Source organism: Aeromonas sp. 95A, from assembly GCF_051919235.1.
Taxonomy (GTDB): domain Bacteria; phylum Pseudomonadota; class Gammaproteobacteria; order Enterobacterales; family Aeromonadaceae; genus Aeromonas; species Aeromonas veronii.
Genome location: NZ_JBQBFC010000001.1, coordinates 2,666,005 through 2,681,280, shown reverse-complemented (window position 1 = coordinate 2,681,280; position 15,276 = coordinate 2,666,005). Strand labels below are relative to the sequence as shown.

General features: G+C 57.0%; 16 protein-coding genes. 11 read left to right on the top strand and 5 right to left on the bottom strand.

The genetic code is table 11. From position 1 onward, the window contains the following. Positions 1 to 72: 72 nt before the first annotated feature. From trkA to def, 4 genes are all read right to left on the bottom strand, one after another. Positions 73 to 1,449, bottom strand: a complete 1,377-nt coding sequence (gene trkA / locus ACTG2U_RS12135) for a Trk system potassium transporter TrkA (protein ID WP_005339689.1) — start codon at positions 1,447 to 1,449, stop codon at positions 73 to 75. A 79-nt stretch (positions 1,450 to 1,528) separates the two neighbouring features. Then, complete coding sequence (gene rsmB / locus ACTG2U_RS12130; protein WP_429031137.1) at positions 1,529 to 2,821, bottom strand: 16S rRNA (cytosine(967)-C(5))-methyltransferase RsmB; 1,293 nt, start codon at positions 2,819 to 2,821, stop codon at positions 1,529 to 1,531. Positions 2,822 to 2,881: 60 nt separating this feature from the next. Then, complete coding sequence (gene fmt / locus ACTG2U_RS12125) at positions 2,882 to 3,826, bottom strand: methionyl-tRNA formyltransferase (protein WP_439974530.1); 945 nt, start codon at positions 3,824 to 3,826, stop codon at positions 2,882 to 2,884. Between the two features lie 12 nt (positions 3,827 to 3,838). Next, complete coding sequence (gene def / locus ACTG2U_RS12120) at positions 3,839 to 4,351, bottom strand: peptide deformylase (RefSeq protein ID WP_005357510.1); 513 nt, start codon at positions 4,349 to 4,351, stop codon at positions 3,839 to 3,841. 108 nt (positions 4,352 to 4,459) lie between these two features. On the opposite strand from def, the gene ACTG2U_RS12115 reads away from it, so the two are divergent. The 9 genes from ACTG2U_RS12115 to ACTG2U_RS12075 all read left to right on the top strand — a co-directional run bounded on the left by ACTG2U_RS12115 (position 4,460) and on the right by ACTG2U_RS12075 (position 11,224). Beyond that, positions 4,460 to 5,551: a LysM peptidoglycan-binding domain-containing protein gene (locus ACTG2U_RS12115; protein WP_429013393.1), complete on the top strand. Its 1,092-nt coding sequence runs from the start codon at positions 4,460 to 4,462 to the stop codon at positions 5,549 to 5,551. A 1-nt stretch (position 5,552) separates the two neighbouring features. Then, positions 5,553 to 6,668 carry a DNA-processing protein DprA gene (gene dprA, locus ACTG2U_RS12110; protein ID WP_439974529.1) on the top strand — a complete coding sequence of 372 codons (1,116 nt, stop codon included), beginning with the start codon at positions 5,553 to 5,555 and terminating at the stop codon, positions 6,666 to 6,668. Then, on the top strand, positions 6,661 to 7,134 hold the full coding sequence (locus tag ACTG2U_RS12105) for a DUF494 family protein (RefSeq protein WP_005339699.1): 474 nt from the start codon (positions 6,661 to 6,663) through the stop codon (positions 7,132 to 7,134). Before dprA ends, ACTG2U_RS12105 begins: the two co-directional genes overlap by 8 nt. 55 nt (positions 7,135 to 7,189) lie before the next feature. After that, positions 7,190 to 7,747, top strand: a complete 558-nt coding sequence (locus ACTG2U_RS12100; RefSeq protein ID WP_005339702.1) for a DNA topoisomerase family protein — start codon at positions 7,190 to 7,192, stop codon at positions 7,745 to 7,747. A gap of 74 nt (positions 7,748 to 7,821) precedes the next feature. Beyond that, positions 7,822 to 8,325 (top strand): 5-(carboxyamino)imidazole ribonucleotide mutase, encoded by a 504-nt coding sequence (purE, locus tag ACTG2U_RS12095; RefSeq protein ID WP_005339704.1) that lies wholly within the window; start codon positions 7,822 to 7,824, stop codon positions 8,323 to 8,325. 135 nt (positions 8,326 to 8,460) lie between these two features. After that, complete coding sequence (locus ACTG2U_RS12090) at positions 8,461 to 9,021, top strand: L-threonylcarbamoyladenylate synthase (RefSeq protein WP_101530326.1); 561 nt, start codon at positions 8,461 to 8,463, stop codon at positions 9,019 to 9,021. Between the two features lie 112 nt (positions 9,022 to 9,133). After that, positions 9,134 to 10,042, top strand: coding sequence for an oxygen-dependent coproporphyrinogen oxidase (gene hemF / locus ACTG2U_RS12085; protein WP_236272009.1), 909 nt, complete (start codon positions 9,134 to 9,136; stop codon positions 10,040 to 10,042). A 103-nt stretch (positions 10,043 to 10,145) separates the two neighbouring features. Beyond that, positions 10,146 to 10,967 carry a shikimate dehydrogenase gene (aroE, locus tag ACTG2U_RS12080; protein WP_252656550.1) on the top strand — a complete coding sequence of 274 codons (822 nt, stop codon included), beginning with the start codon at positions 10,146 to 10,148 and terminating at the stop codon, positions 10,965 to 10,967. Continuing rightward, positions 10,964 to 11,224: a DUF1488 domain-containing protein gene (locus ACTG2U_RS12075; protein WP_106844297.1), complete on the top strand. Its 261-nt coding sequence runs from the start codon at positions 10,964 to 10,966 to the stop codon at positions 11,222 to 11,224. Before aroE ends, ACTG2U_RS12075 begins: the two co-directional genes overlap by 4 nt. 776 nt (positions 11,225 to 12,000) lie before the next feature. Here ACTG2U_RS12075 and yihA read toward each other — a convergent pair. Then, positions 12,001 to 12,657, bottom strand: coding sequence for a ribosome biogenesis GTP-binding protein YihA/YsxC (gene yihA, locus ACTG2U_RS12070; protein ID WP_335843568.1), 657 nt, complete (start codon positions 12,655 to 12,657; stop codon positions 12,001 to 12,003). A 142-nt stretch (positions 12,658 to 12,799) separates the two neighbouring features. Between yihA and ACTG2U_RS12065 the strand changes: the two genes are divergently transcribed. Beyond that, positions 12,800 to 13,417 carry a c-type cytochrome gene (locus tag ACTG2U_RS12065; protein WP_005339710.1) on the top strand — a complete coding sequence of 206 codons (618 nt, stop codon included), beginning with the start codon at positions 12,800 to 12,802 and terminating at the stop codon, positions 13,415 to 13,417. A gap of 158 nt (positions 13,418 to 13,575) precedes the next feature. Next, positions 13,576 to 14,493 carry an IS5 family transposase gene (locus ACTG2U_RS12060; protein ID WP_439974528.1) on the top strand — a complete coding sequence of 306 codons (918 nt, stop codon included), beginning with the start codon at positions 13,576 to 13,578 and terminating at the stop codon, positions 14,491 to 14,493. Positions 14,494 to 15,276: the final 783 nt, after the last annotated feature.

Below are 15,276 nucleotides of genomic sequence, written 5' to 3'. Positions count from 1 at the left end.
ACAAAAGACCCGGACCATCCCCTTGGGGGAGCTGAGCCGGGTCTGGTTTGACAGCCTGTGCGCATGAAGACGTTACAGGAAGAAGGGGCTTGGCTGGAACAGCCGCTCCACTTCCGGGATGTACTTCTTGTCCACCAGGAACATGACCACGTGGTCATCCTGCTGGATTTTGGTGCGATCGTGGGCGATCAGCACCTCATCCCCGCGCACCACGGCACCTATGGTGGTGCCCGGCGGCAGCTTGAGCTCGCCCACCGTCTTGCCGACCACCTTGGAGGTGTTCTCATCGCCGTGGGCAATCGCCTCGATCGCCTCGGCCGCGCCGCGGCGCAGGCTGTAGACGTTGGCGATATCGGCCCGGCGCACGTGGGTCAACAGGGCCGAGATGGTGGCCTGCTGGGGCGAGATGGCGATATCGATGGAGCCACCCTGCACCAGATCGACGTAGGCGCCGCGCTGGATCAGCACCATGGTCTTCTTGGCGCCCATCTTCTTGGCGAGCAGCGCCGACATGATGTTGGCCTCATCCTCGTTGGTCACGGCGATGAATACGTCGATCTGATCAATATGCTCCTCGGCCAGCAACTCCTGATCCGCCGCATCGCCGCAGAAGACGATGGTGTTCTCCAGCAGTTCGGAGAGCTGCTCCGCCCGCTTCTGGTTGCGCTCGATAAGCTTGACGCTGTAGCGCTTCTCCAGCTGGCGGGCGAGACCCGCGCCGATATTGCCACCACCGACGATCATGATGCGACGGTAGGGGCTCTCGAGGCGCTGCAGCTCCGACATCACGGCACGGATATGGCCCGCGGCGGCGACGAAGAAGACCTCGTCATCCGCTTCGATGATGGTGGTGCCTTGCGGACGGATCGGGCGGCCCTGACGGAAGATGGCCGCTACCCGAGTTTCGATGTTGGGCATGTGCTCGCGCAGGGTCGAGAGGGCGTTGCCCACCAGCGGGCCACCGTAGTAGGCCTTGACCGCTACCAGACCGACGCGGCCACCTGCAAAATCAACCACTTGCAGGGCGCCCGGATATTCGATCAGGCGACGCACATAGTCGGTCACCAGCTGCTCCGGCGCGATCAGGTGATCCACCGGCACCGATTCGGGCAGGAACAGGCGATCCCGTTCGGTCAGATAGGCTGGCGAGCGGATCCGTGCCACCTTGTTCGGGGTGTTGAACAGGGAGTAGGCCACCTGACAGGCGATCATGTTGGTCTCGTCACTGTTGGTGACGGCGACCAGCATGTCGGCATCCTGAGCGCCCGCTTCGCGCAGCACCTTGGGGTGAGCGCCGTGACCGTTGACCACCCGCAGGTCAAACTTGTCTTGCAGTTCGCGCAGGCGCTCGCTGTCGGTATCGACGATGGTGATGTCGTTGTTCTCTCCGGCCAGGTTCTCGGCCAGAGTGCCGCCGACCTGGCCGGCTCCCAAAATGATGATCTTCATAGGGAACGTCTACTCACGTTGAGGCAGTAAAGGGGCATTTCGCCTGCATGGCGATTGCCCCGGAAGAAGCATGTCAGCGTCACAGCTTGACCAGCTTGGCGTAGTAGAAGCCATCCATCTCGGCTTCACCCGGCAGGAACTGGCGACCCGGGCAGTCCGGAATGTCCTGTTCGTGCAACGGTACCAATTTGGCATCTTTGGTCGCGGCAAGGAAGGCGCGGATCTGGTCGCGGTTCTCTTCCGGCAGGACGGAGCAGGTGGCGTAGAGCAGGGTGCCGCCGCTTTTCAGCTTGCCCCAGAGGGCATTGAGAATGCGGCGCTGCAGCTCGGCCAGCTCGCGGATGTCCTGATCACGGCGCAACCACTTGATGTCGGGGTGGCGACGGATAACACCAGTGGCGGAGCAGGGGGCATCCAGCAGGATGCGGTCGAACTGGCCCTCCGGCCACCACTGTTCCGGTGCCGCGGCATCGCCGTGGATCACTTTGGCGGTCAGGCCGATGCGATCCAGGTTCTCCTGCACCCGCTTGAGGCGGTTCTCGTCGGCATCAACGGCAACCACGCCAGCCAGCTTGGGCTGACGCTCCAGCAGGTGGGCGGTCTTGCCGCCGGGGGCGGCGCAGGCATCCAGCACCCATTCACCCGGTTGCGGGTCGAGCAGGGCGGCAGCCTGTTGTGCTGCACCATCCTGTACCGAGCAGTCACCGACCTCGAAGCCGGGCAGCTTGGTCACATCGCAAGGACGCTCCAGCAGGATGCAATCCTCGCCCTCTTCACCGGCCACGGCATTGATGCCGGCTTCGGCCATGCGAGCCAGCATGGCATCGCGGCTCTGGCGCTGGCTGTTGTTGCGGATCCACATGGGGGGGCGCTGGTTGTTCGCCTCCATGATGAATTCCCACTCATCGTGATAGGCCTGACGCAGGCGCTTGGTGAGCCACTCCGGATGACCGAGGCGAATGCTGGGAACGCGGTCGATACGCAGCAGAATGACTTCGGCGCTGCGCTGGAAGTTGCGCAGCACGCCGTTGATGAGGCCACGCAGGGAGGTGCCCTTGAGCAGTTTGACGGCGTTGACGGTCTCGGCCACCGCGGCGTGAGCCGGAATGCGGGTGTAGATGAGCTGATAGAGACCGACCAGGATGAGGTAGTGGAAAATGCGGCTCTTGTTCTTGAGCGGTTTGTCCATCATCTCGTTAACTGCCGCATCGAGGCGGGGCAGCCAGCGCAGGGTGCCGTAGCAGAGTTCTTGCAGGAGAGCGCGATCACGGGGCGCAACCTTCTCCTGGGCAGCAGGCAGAACAGCGGAGAGGGATTGACCCTGATCCAGCACCTGTTGAATAACGAGAGCGGCCTGTGCACGTGTTTTCATAGAGTTACCTTAGATGCGCAAGTCGGGGCCTGGGCCCCGCTTGTGTCAATTCAATCCAGTTCAATTCAATTGCGTGCCGGGTTCAAACCAGTCGCGGCGAGAGTTGAGCAGATCCGCAACGGACATCGCCTTCTTGCCGGGCGGTTGCAGGGTCAGCAGGCGCAGTACCCCTTTGCCGGTGGCGATGTCGATCCCCTGCTTGTCGGCCTTGAGCAGGGTGCCGGCGGGTTGGCCGTGGTCGCTGTCAATGACGGCGGCTTGCCATACCTTGACGGTCTGGTCAGCCACTTCAAACCAGCTGATGGGCCAGGGGTTGAACGAGCGGATGCAGCGTTCGATGGCAACAGCCTCCATCGACCAGTCGATGCGGGCCTCTTCCTTGGAGAGCTTTTCGGCGTAGTTGGCCAGCGCATCATCTTGCGCCTCGGCAGCGGTTTCACCGGCGGCCATGGCATTGATGGTGTCGACCAGTGCTTGCGGGCCCAGCTCGGCCAGCTTGTCATAGAGGCTGGCGGAGGTCTCGTCGGCGGCGATGGGGCAGATCACTTTGCGGATCATGGCGCCGGTATCCAGTCCCACATCCATCTGCATGATGGTGACGCCGGTTTCGGCATCGCCCGCCCAGATAGAGCGCTGGATCGGTGCGGCACCGCGCCAGCGGGGCAGCAGGGAGCCATGGACGTTGATGCAGCCCAGCCGCGGGGTATCGAGCACCACCTTGGGCAGGATCAGGCCGTAGGCCACCACCACCATCAGGTCGGCACCCAGTGCAGCAAGCTCGGCTTGTGCCTCTTCCTTGCGCAGAGAGGCAGGTTGGTAAACCGGCAGGTTGTGGGCCAGTGCCAGCTCTTTGACCGGGCTGGCGGTGAGCTTCTGGCCACGGCCAGCAGGCTTGTCAGGCTGGGTATAAACGGCAACGACCTCGTGGTCGGAAGACAACAACGCCGCCAGGTGACGGGCGGCGAAGTCGGGAGTACCGGCAAAAATCAGTTTCAGCTTATTCAATGGGGCAGATCCTCAGAGGACTTTGCGATCTTCACGGGCCATCTTTTCCAGCTTCTGGCGAATGCGCTGGCGCTTGAGCGGGGACAAGTAATCCACAAATAGCTTGCCGACCAGATGATCCATCTCATGCTGGATGCAGATGGCGAGCAGATCGTCGGCTTCCAGCTCGAACGGCTTGCCGTTGCGATCCAGGGCGCGGATTTTGATCTGTTCAGCGCGAGGCACCAGAGCACGGCTGCCGGGCACGGAGAGGCAACCCTCTTCAATGCCGGTGCTGCCGCATTGCTCGATGACCTCCGGATTGATCAATACCAGAGGATCTTCACGGTTTTCAGAGACATCGATCACTATGATGCGCTGGTGAATGTCGACCTGAGTCGCGGCTAGGCCAATGCCTTCCTCCGCGTACATGGTTTCGAACATATCATCTACAATCTGTTGTAACTCGGGTGTAAAGGTCTCGACAGGGGCTGCAACGGTGCGCAGGCGCTCATCGGGAAAACGCAATACATCTAGAATGGCCATAGTTTTTTCTTTAGTTTCGTATAAATGCAGTCAATATTGGCGTAATTCTAGTCATTTACGCCGACAAAAAACAGCAACACTTTGCGTACAGAAGTAACAGGGAGTGTTATGTATCTGAAGCAAACCATCCTCGCCTGCCTGCTGGTGACCGTGAGTCAGGCAGCATTGGCCGATCAGCTCAGGCTGAAAGCGGGTTACCCCGAAAGTTATGTAGTGCAAAAAGGCGACACCCTGTGGGATATCTCCGGCAAGTATCTTTCCGAACCCTGGCTCTGGCCCCGTCTCTGGAACATCAATCCGCAGATTGCCAATCCTCACTGGATCTACCCCGGTGATGTACTGCATCTGAGCTGGGTCAATGGTGAACCCCGGCTCGGCAAGGCGATGCAGGGTGGCAAGCAAGTCATCCGTCTCGGCCCGAAAACCCGTTACGAGAACAAAGCGAACCCCATTCCGACCCTGCCTATCAGCGAGATCGGCCCCTTCCTGCAAACCGACCATATTCTGGCTGAGAGCCAGCAGCAGAAAACCTTGCCCTATCTGCTGGGGTCGGATCAGAAACATATCGGCATGCTGGAGGGGGACACCCTCTATGTACAGGGCTCCCTGACACCGGGGCAGGTCTATGGCATTTATCACCCCGGAGTGGTCTACAAGGATCGCGAAACCGGTGAACTGCTGGGCCAGGAGGCGATCTTTGCCGGTGTGGTGCGGGCCGTGGCGCGTCTTGATGGCGATCGGACCGAGGTGACTCTGACTCATAACCAGCGCGAAGTGCTGCAGGGCGACAAGGTGATGCCGCTGCCCGCTCAGGAGAACATGCCCGCCGTCTTCACACCGAAAGCGGCACCTGCCATCACGCCTGGCTATATCATCGATTTGCCGAACAAGACCCGGGGCGGTGGCAAGTTTGATGTGGTGCTGATCAACCGGGGAGGCCGCGATCAACTGGTCGCAGGGGATGTACTGGATGTCAGACGGCCCGGTGCTGCTCTGGTCACCAAGAATGGCGATGTACAGTACAAGGAGCTCTCGTCGGTTTTTAACCGGGTGTTTTACAGCAGCAACAAGAAGGCACCACTGCCCTCTGAAGCGATTGCCCGTGTCATGTTGTTCAAGGTGTATGACAAGCTGAGTTACGGTCTCATCATGCAGAGTAACGACATGGTGAGTGCGGGCTATCAGGTCACTCACTTCTGACGTGAACTACCCCGACGCACGTCTGGCGCTCTGGCTAACTCTCGATGCGGTCACCGGTATCGGTCCGGTGACCGCTGCACGTCTGTTGGAACGGGCTGGGGGAAGTATTGAGGCCCTGTTTCAGAGCGATGAAGCGCAACTGCATGGTATGGGTTTGTCGTCAGAGCAGGTCAGGCAACTGCGCTGGCCCTCGCCGGTGGTTGAGCTGAGCCTGGCTTGGGCCGCGTTGCCTGACAATCTCCTTATTCCGCAAGATCACCCGATTTATCCACCCTTGTTGCGGGAAATTCCCGCGGCCCCCCTGTTGCTCTACTGTCGTGGCGATCTTGCTGCGCTGTCGCTACCCCAGCTGGCAATGGTGGGGACACGCCATCCTACCTATGCAGGCAAAGATAATGCGTCACGCCTCTGTAGCGAGCTGGTTGGATGCGGGTTCGCCATCACCTCGGGTCTTGCTCTTGGTATCGATGGTGTCTGCCATCAGCAAGCGCTGGCTGGTGGCGGTATCACCCTTGCCGTGTTGGGTTCCGGGCTGGATTGCCTCTACCCCAAACGCCATCAGGGGCTGGCAGGCCAGATTCTGGAGAGCGGTGGTTTGCTTATCTCCGAGCTGGCGCCGGATAAAGGGCCGCTGGCTGAACATTTTCCTCGTCGCAACCGTATTATCAGTGGTCTGTCGCTGGGAACTCTGGTGGTGGAGGCGACCGAGCAGAGCGGTTCGCTGATCACTGCCCGCTATGCATTGGAGCAGGGGCGCGAAGTGTTTGCGGTACCCGGCGCCCCGCAAAATGCCCAGGCGATAGGGTGTAACAGATTAATTCAGCAGGGGGCCAAACTTGTGCTGAGTGCGGCCGATATAGTGGAAGAGCTGCCAGAGTGGGTCGCACGGCCACATTCCTCGGTCATACCATCTGAGCAACCGCATAATAGCGAATTGCCTTATGCCGATTTGTTGGATAACGTAGATTATGAGACCACGAGCGTGGATACCGTTGCCGAGCGGGCCCAGCTTCCTGTCGAAGTGGTATTGGGCAGGTTGGTAGAGCTGGAGCTGGCCGGTGCAGTGATGGCGGTAGCCGGTGGATACGTCAGAGCGAGGAGGGCGAATCATGTTTGATGTATTGATGTACCTTTTCGAGACCTACATCCACAGCGATGCAGATGTGATGGTCGAGCAGGATGAGCTCACCGACGAGTTGAGCCGGGCCGGTTTCGATAAAGAAGAGATCGACAAGGCGCTCGACTGGCTGGAGCGGCTGGCCAATCTGCACGACAGCGAGCGGGAGGTCTATGTTACCGCCAGCGCGCAAGGCTCGATGCGTATCTATGCTCCGCAAGAGCTGGCACGCCTCAGCACCGAGTGCCGCGGCTTCCTGCTCTTTCTGGAACAGGCCCAGGTGCTGAATGCCGAAACCCGCGAGATCTGTATCGAGCGCCTGCTCGAGCTGGACAAGCCGGATATCGAGCTGGATGACCTGAAGTGGGTCGTCATGATGGTGCTGTTCAACGTACCGGGCAGTGAAAATGCCTACCAGCAGATGGAAGAGCTGGTGTTTGATGAGTCAGACGGCGTCATTCACTGACAGTCCGGTGCCGCGCTGGTAGAATTCAGGCCATCTGGATTTCAAGGCGCGGCCTATGTCAAAAATCGATCATCACCTCTTTTCAGCCCACGAACATGCCTTCGAGCGCGAGCCGTGCCCGCAGTGCGGGGCCGAGCTGGTGATCCGCCAGGGCAAACATGGCCCCTTTCTCGGCTGTTCTGCCTATCCTGCCTGTGATTACATTCGCTCCCTGACGCCATCCGGCCGCGACATCGAAAAGGTGCTCGAAGGCTCGGCCTGTCCCGATTGCGGAGAGCCGTTGGCGATCAAGAAGGGGCGTTACGGTCTCTTTGTCGGTTGTACCCAGTATCCGGCCTGTCAGCACATCGAATCCCTGCAGGAGAGCGATGATACCCAGATCCTCTGCCCCGAGTGCGGCAAGGGTCATCTGGTGAGCCGCACCTCCCGCTACGGCAAGCAGTTTTACTCCTGTGATGGCTATCCACACTGCAAATATGTGGTGAACGACAAGCCGATCCCCATGCCTTGTCCCGCGTGTGGTTGGGGCATCATGGTAGAGAAAAAAGTGAGGGGAACTCTGCGTTGGGTCTGTCCGCAAAAGAAATGCGGCCACCAAAGTGAGCAGGTATAATCCCGCCGCCGCAACCGGATTGAAACGTTTTCGGTGAACTTCAACCCCCCACTTGGAGTAAGGAAATTCCCACCATGAATAAACCCTTTGTTGCCGTATTGATGGGCTCTGATTCTGATTTCCCCGTGATGCAAACCACCCTCGAGGTGCTCAAGTCATTTGATATCGCAGTGGAAGTCAAAGTCACCTCCGCGCACCGCACGCCGGCTGCGACCCATCAGTATGTGACCGATGCCGAGGCCCGTGGCTGCAAGGTCTTTATCTGTGCTGCCGGTCTGGCGGCGCATTTGGCGGGTGCCGTAGCCGGCATCACGACTCGTCCCGTGATCGGGGTGCCCATCGATGGTGGCCCGCTTAAGGGGCTGGATGCGCTACTCTCCACCGTGCAGATGCCGGGTGGTGTACCGGTGGCGACCGTGGCGATCGGCAAAGCCGGTGCCAAGAACGCAGGTTATCTGGCAGCCCAGATGCTGGCAGTAGCCGATGATGAACTGGCGGCCAAGGTTCGGGCCGAACGCCAGAAGAATGCCGAAGAGGTGATGGCCAAGGATGCCGCCCTGCAGGCTCAACTCAAGTAAGTGAATAGGTGGCGATCCGGATGTGTCGTATTTTTCCTGTGCAACAGCAACACGTCACTTTGCCATGGTCGCCGCCATACGGATTCAACTTGCTACTAAGTGACGAGGCGGCAGCTTGGCTGCCGCATTTTTCCTATGCCAAATGAATTTGAACAGGCGGTTGCCGCCCTCCAGCAGGAAGGGGTGATTGCTTATGCGACCGAGGCCGTGTTTGGTCTGGGGTGTGATCCCGACTCCGAAGCTGCGGTGCAGCGACTGCTGGCCATCAAGCAGCGTCCGGTTGAGAAGGGGTTGATCCTGATTGCTGCCGACATAGCACAGCTGCAGGACTACATCGATCTGAGCCAGCTTAGCGATGAACAACTTGCTCGGGTTGAAGCCAGCTGGCCCGGCCCCTTTACCTGGATCATGCCTGCCCGTGCAACGACGCCGACCTGGCTGACCGGGCAGTTCGAGACCCTGGCGGTACGCGTGACGGCTCATCCTCAGGTGCAGGCCTTGTGCCGTGCCTTTGGCAAGCCGCTGGTCTCTACCAGCGCCAACCTGACCGGTGAGGAGCCTGCCCGTCGGGTGGCCGATATTGGTGAGCGGCTGGCAAGCAAGTTAGCCTATATCCTGCCCGGTGAAGTGGGTGGTCAAGCTAACCCATCCGAGATCAAGGACGCCCGAACCGGCGCCATTATTCGCCCCTCCTGAGCTGGCGGATACGTCATGATTTGCTATCAATCCGCTGAACTGTGAGCTCATCGGATTGATTTAACTATAAAAATGGACAGGGCGTTCACGATCCTGCCTGACTGGAGACAAGATGAGCAAACCGGATGTGGCCCAGGTCAAGGCCTTCCTGTTGCAGTTGCAGGACGAGATCTGCCGTGGTCTGGAGCAGGCCGATGGCAGTGGACACTTTGTGGAAGATGCCTGGAGCCGTGAAGGCGGTGGCGGTGGTCGCACCCGTGTGCTGCGCCACGGCGCGGTGATCGAGCAGGGGGGCGTCAACTTCTCCCATGTCTATGGCGATGCCATGCCTGCCTCTGCTACAGCCCATCGGCCCGAGTTGGCCGGTCGCAAGTTCGAGGCGATGGGCGTGTCGCTGGTGATCCATCCGCACAACCCCTATGTGCCGACCAGCCACGCCAACGTCCGTTTCTTCATCGCCGAGAAAGAGGGTGAAGAGCCCATTTGGTGGTTTGGCGGTGGCTTCGATTTGACGCCATTCTACCCGTTTGCCGAGGATGTCCAGCACTGGCATCAGGTCTCCCGTGATCTCTGCCAGCCATTTGGTGATGAGATCTACCCCGAGTTCAAATCTTGGTGCGATCGCTACTTCTTCCTCAAACACCGCAACGAGACGCGGGGGGTGGGCGGTCTCTTCTTCGACGATCTGAATCGCTGGCCCTTTGCCGACTGCTTTGCCTTTATGCGGGCGGTAGGTCGGGGTTATCTCGACGCCTACCTGCCGATCATCGAACGACGCAAGGCACTGCCCTATGGCGAGCGGGAGCGGGAGTTCCAGCTCTATCGTCGCGGCCGTTATGTGGAGTTCAATCTGGTGTATGACCGTGGCACCCTGTTCGGGCTGCAGACCGGCGGACGTACCGAGTCAATCCTGATGTCGATGCCACCGCTGGCACGTTGGGAGTATGACTGGCAGCCGGAGGCGGGCACTCCTGAAGCCTTGCTCTACACCGATTACCTCACGCCGCGAGAGTGGCTGTGACCCGAGGGACCATGATGGTCCCTTTTTACTGGCCGTTATTCGGCTTGTTCCCGAGAGTGAAAACCCGTTAAATCGGAATATTGCCCTCTGATGGAACTCTTTGATGGATCGTTATCTGGTTTTTGGCCACCCGGTGCGCCACAGCAAGTCCCCCTTCATTCACACCCTGTTTGCCAGACAAACCCAGCAAGAGCTGGAGTATGGGCTGGCTGAACCCGCCGTCGACGAGTTTGCCCAAGCCCTGTGCACCTTCTTTGACCAAGGGGGCAAGGGCTGCAACGTCACTGTGCCGTTCAAGGAGCAGGCATTCACTCTGGTCGATCGCTTGAGCCCGAGGGCCAAGCGGGCGGGCGCGGTCAATACCATCAAGCTGACCGATGATGGCGTGTTGCTGGGGGATAATACCGATGGCGCTGGATTGGTCGCCGATCTCAAGTCCCATGGTGTGACGCTGGCGGATAGCCGGATCCTGCTGCTGGGTGCCGGTGGCGCTGCTCGCGGTGCATTGGCGCCGCTGCTGGCTGAGTTGCCGAGCGAGCTGGTGATCGCCAACCGCACCCACACAAAAGCGCAACAGTTGGCTGCCGAATTCTGCGATCTGGGGCCTGTGACTGCCCAGACCTATGAGCAGTTGGCAGGGCTATTCGATCTCGTCATCAATTCGACTTCTGCCAGCCTGCAAGGAGAGCTGCCGCCGTTGGCCCCTGCCCTGATCCACACTGATATTGCCATCTACGACATGATGTATGGCGCCTCGGATACGGCGTTTATCAGTTGGGCCAAACAGCATGGGGCCCGTCAAACCATGGATGGACTCGGCATGCTGGTGGAACAGGCAGCCGAAGCGTTTACCGTGTGGCGCGGAATTCGTCCCGGGACTAAACAGGTATTGAGAGAGTTGAAGCGTAACTTGGGGGTGATATGAACCAGGGTATTCTGTTTCCCGACCTGATGGAGTGGCAGGCTGACCAACAGCGGGTGCATTTTCCTGCCCAGCAGATGGGGGCGCTGATAGATTGTTACATTAGCCAGCGGCGACTGGAGAGAATGACAGGTCTGGCGCTGACGAGAGAGGATGACATCGTCAGAGCCTTCGAAAGTGTACGTTTTGATATTGAAGATATGGCTGAAAAACTCATTGAAGAACAAGAGTTTGCTGAAGATGGCGCTATCTACCTCTGATTTTTCAAAGTTTTTTTGTTTTGTAGCGGAACTACTTTGAAATGGCGCTGACTAACTAGATAGTTGAGGAAGTGCTAGCTAGTCACCTTTATAACTCCCCGGTATTCGTACTGGGGATTTTTTTATCTGCATGAAAGTAAAAGATTTTTTCTTGATCTGAAAGTTGTGAAACTAAATTACATAAATTACTTTCACTTTCTGCTGCTTTGCTGTACAGTTGACTGCGTAGGGTACAGAGGTAAGATGTTCTATCTTTCAGACCTTTTATTTCACGTAATTGAATGTGGCTGAATAGCTGCCCCGATGAGGTTCTCGTCGGGGTGTTTTTTTATGCGCACCATTTAGAGTAAATGCTTTAAATTGGCGATGCATTTGATAGAATGAGGCTGCTTCTTGAGGAATACCTGTCGTCTGGTACTCAAGATTCAGCTTCTTCCCAATTTTTTGAACTTATTATTTCAGGCTGGATGGCATCACTGTCGTCCGGCCTCATTTTTATCCCTTCCGGTTAGATCTTGTAATTAAATTTCATTTTTGTCTCTTTTTGTAATTATTGTTCGTTTTGAAAGAACGAATTTGAAAACGCTATCAACGCCTACTTAAGTTAATTCTTTATGTGAATTAACTGCCTATCTATATGAACTGTAAGCGGTAATAGATATAGCAAGGGAGCCGAATGCGGGGTGTTTGTCGTGAGGCAGGTGAAAGCGGCAATCTGAAACCCTTTCAATCAGCGGAGGAGTGCTCCGCCAATTGCAAGGAGAGCGAGGAGTAGATTACTCCTCGGCAGGTTGCTGTTTGTCAGCGTTCAGCAGGTCGGTATCGTCACCACTGACGTACCATTCGGTCAGGGTTTGCGCCAGCTTCTCCACACCGATATTGGTGAGAGAGGAGAATGCTTCGACCTGGATCTGGGAACCGAGGTTGGCAACGGCCTGGCGCACCTTGATTACCTGGTTGTTGCGCGGGCCGGGGCTCAATTTGTCAGCCTTGGTCAGCAGCAGCATGACGGGCAACTGACGGTGCGAGCTCCACTCCAGCATGTTCATGTCGGTATCTTTGAGCGGGTGGCGGATGTCCATCAGGATCACCAGGCCTTTCAATGACTCACGGCGCTGCAGATACTCTGCCAGTGACTTTTGCCACTTGAGCTTCATTTCCAGCGGAACTTGCGCATAACCATAACCCGGCAAGTCGACAAGACGCTTACCCGGTTCCAGTTCAAACAGGTTGATCAGCTGGGTACGACCTGGAGTCTTACTGGTGCGTGCCAGGTTCTTGTGTTTGGTTAAGGTGTTCAATGCAGATGACTTACCGGCGTTGGAACGGCCGGCAAACGCGATCTCGACACCTCCATCATTTGGCAGGTGACGGATGTCGGGTGCGCTGGTCACAAAATGCACCTTATTGAAATTCAGAGTTTGTGTATCCAACGTAAATTCCCCATGGAGATAGAGGGTTATAGAGTTACTTTTTTGTAAAATGGTGTAAAATAGCGTCGCTTAAACGCGTTTATTTTAACATGCCTTCAGCGGCATGGGATCTGGAAGCCTAATAACGAAAAGTTGGAACGCCATGAAGAACCTAGTCATTACTCTTGCTCTGATGGTTGGCGTAACGGGGATGGCACAAGCCAAGGGCGATGCCGCTGCGGGACAGACCAAGGCTGCCGTTTGTGCGGCTTGTCATGGACCGGACGGAAACAGCCTGGTTGATATGTACCCCAAAATTGCTGGTCAGCACGCATCATATATCAAAAAGCAGTTAGTTGAACTGAAGGCTGCCGCTTCTGGTCAAATTGGCCGGGTTGCGCCAGTGATGGGGCCGATGGCGTTACCTTTGTCGGAACAGGACATGGATGACCTGGCGGCTTATTTCTCCAGCCTGAAGGTTACCCCTATCGCTGTCCCTGACGACGTGGTCGAAGCGGGCAAGGCTCTCTATATGGGTGGTGACATGAGTCGTGGTCTGGCAGCTTGTACGGCTTGCCATGGTCCCCGTGGCTCGGGTGTCGAACAGGCGAAGTATCCAAACCTGTCCGGCCAGCATCCTGCCTATATCAAAGCTCAGCTCACCGCATTCCGTGCCGGCACTCGTGACAACGATCCGAATGGCATGATGCGGGATGTTGCCAAGAAACTGACTGATCAGGATATCGAAGCCCTCTCCAAATATGTGGCGGGTCTGCACTGATATAGTCGATACGGTCGATTTGAGTTGAAACGGGGAGCCTGGGCTCCCCGTTGTTTTTATGGCTTTCAGAGGCGTTGTTTCCCAAATCGATGCCGCTTGAATGGAACTAACTGAGGACTTGGTGATCTGATCACCACCATCCTCTTCAAGTCTGCATCATGGGCATATCGCTTCATCCCATCACCAACTGGCCTCAATACAACAAGTCTTTGATTAACCGTGGTTCACTCACTTTCTGGGTTGATGCTGAGGCCATGAGCAACTGGTTTCACCACGACCATCATGGGCGGCGGGGCCGCAGCCAGCTTTACACTGACCAGACCATCGCAACCTTCCTGATGCTCAAGGGGATTTTCAGCCTCACTCTGCGAGCAACACAGAGACTACTCGACTCCCTGTTCGAGTTGATGAACGTACCGCTGTGTGCACCGGACTATAGCTGCGTAAGTAAGCGGGCCCGTACGGTAGCTGTGGCCTATCGACAACCCGCCAAGAGACGTATCACCGACCTGGTTATCGACTCAACCGGCCTGAAGGTATTTGGTGAAGGCGAGTGGAAGGTCAGAAAACACGGCGCCGAGAAACGGCGAGTGTGGCGCAAGTTGCATCTGGCGGTAGACCCTGTGACCCACGATATCGTGGCGGCGGAAGTGTCGTTGGAAAATGTCCATGACGCCGAGGTGTTGCCCACCTTACTCAACCCTCTGCGGCGTAAGCTGGGACATGTTTATGCGGATGGCGCTTATGACAGCAACGCCAGCCATCAGCTTATCTCGCGCAAAGGGGCGACAGCCTGTATCCCGCCCCGCAAGAACGCTGGGCTATGGAAAAAGGGGCATCCAAGAAATGAGGCCGTGCTGGTGATGCGCAAGGAAGGGCTGGCGAACTGGAAGAAGATATCGGGGTATCACCGTCGCTCGCTGGCAGAGACGGCGATGTATCGGTTCAAGCAGTTAATGATGGGCAAAATCAGTCTGCGAACATACAACGGTCAGGTAGGGGAAGTGATGGCGTATGTGAGTGCGATAAACAAACTGAACAGGCTTGGTCTGCCAGTCAGAAAGCCCCGAGTGTAACGGTCACCTGGGGCTGGGGAAGCCATGACTTTTTAGCTGATTTGGGAAACAACGCCGCTTTCAGATAATTCTCGGTTTAATCCCCCCGTTCTGTAAGAGATCTCCCATTCTCAAGGCAGGTCAAGGCTCATAAAATTGCATAAAATATTAAATAATCATTATTTATCAATGAATTATATAAATATTGATATTTTTCGACATGTTGAGAATGTTTTGAGTGGATTGAGCCGCTTTATAGAGTTGGTACAGTAGGCTTAATGGATTCACCCACGGATTGGGTGGCGGTTTCACGACAGGGTGTTGTGAGCAGAGGATGGCTAGCGTGGCGGGATGCCATGGGCTCGGATGAGCTGGCAAAGGATTGAAGGATCAGGATGGTGACCATCTCCGGAGCGGGATGGGGTTGCGGGATGCAGACTCCCCGGCACGATGGCAGGATGCGGTCGAGACGGGTCAAACAGGCACACGCACATTCAGGAACGACCAATATAAGGTCAGGATGACCACACAACGATATGATGCGGCGACAAGTTGTCACGGAGAGGACGAAACAGATTGTTTTGCCATTCAGGATGGCGCACGCATGAACATATCAAGGCAGCTTCGGCTGCCTTTTTTCTTTTGGGTCATTAACCCGATTAGCCATTCTGTGTCAAAATACCAGCAACATGCCCAGAGGATACCGATCCTGCGGTGTTCAGTGGCCTGATTGGTGCGGGATCCTGCTCTTGTTCCAGCCTTACTGTTCCTCGCATCGTATCCCACCGGGTGAGATCATCCCGG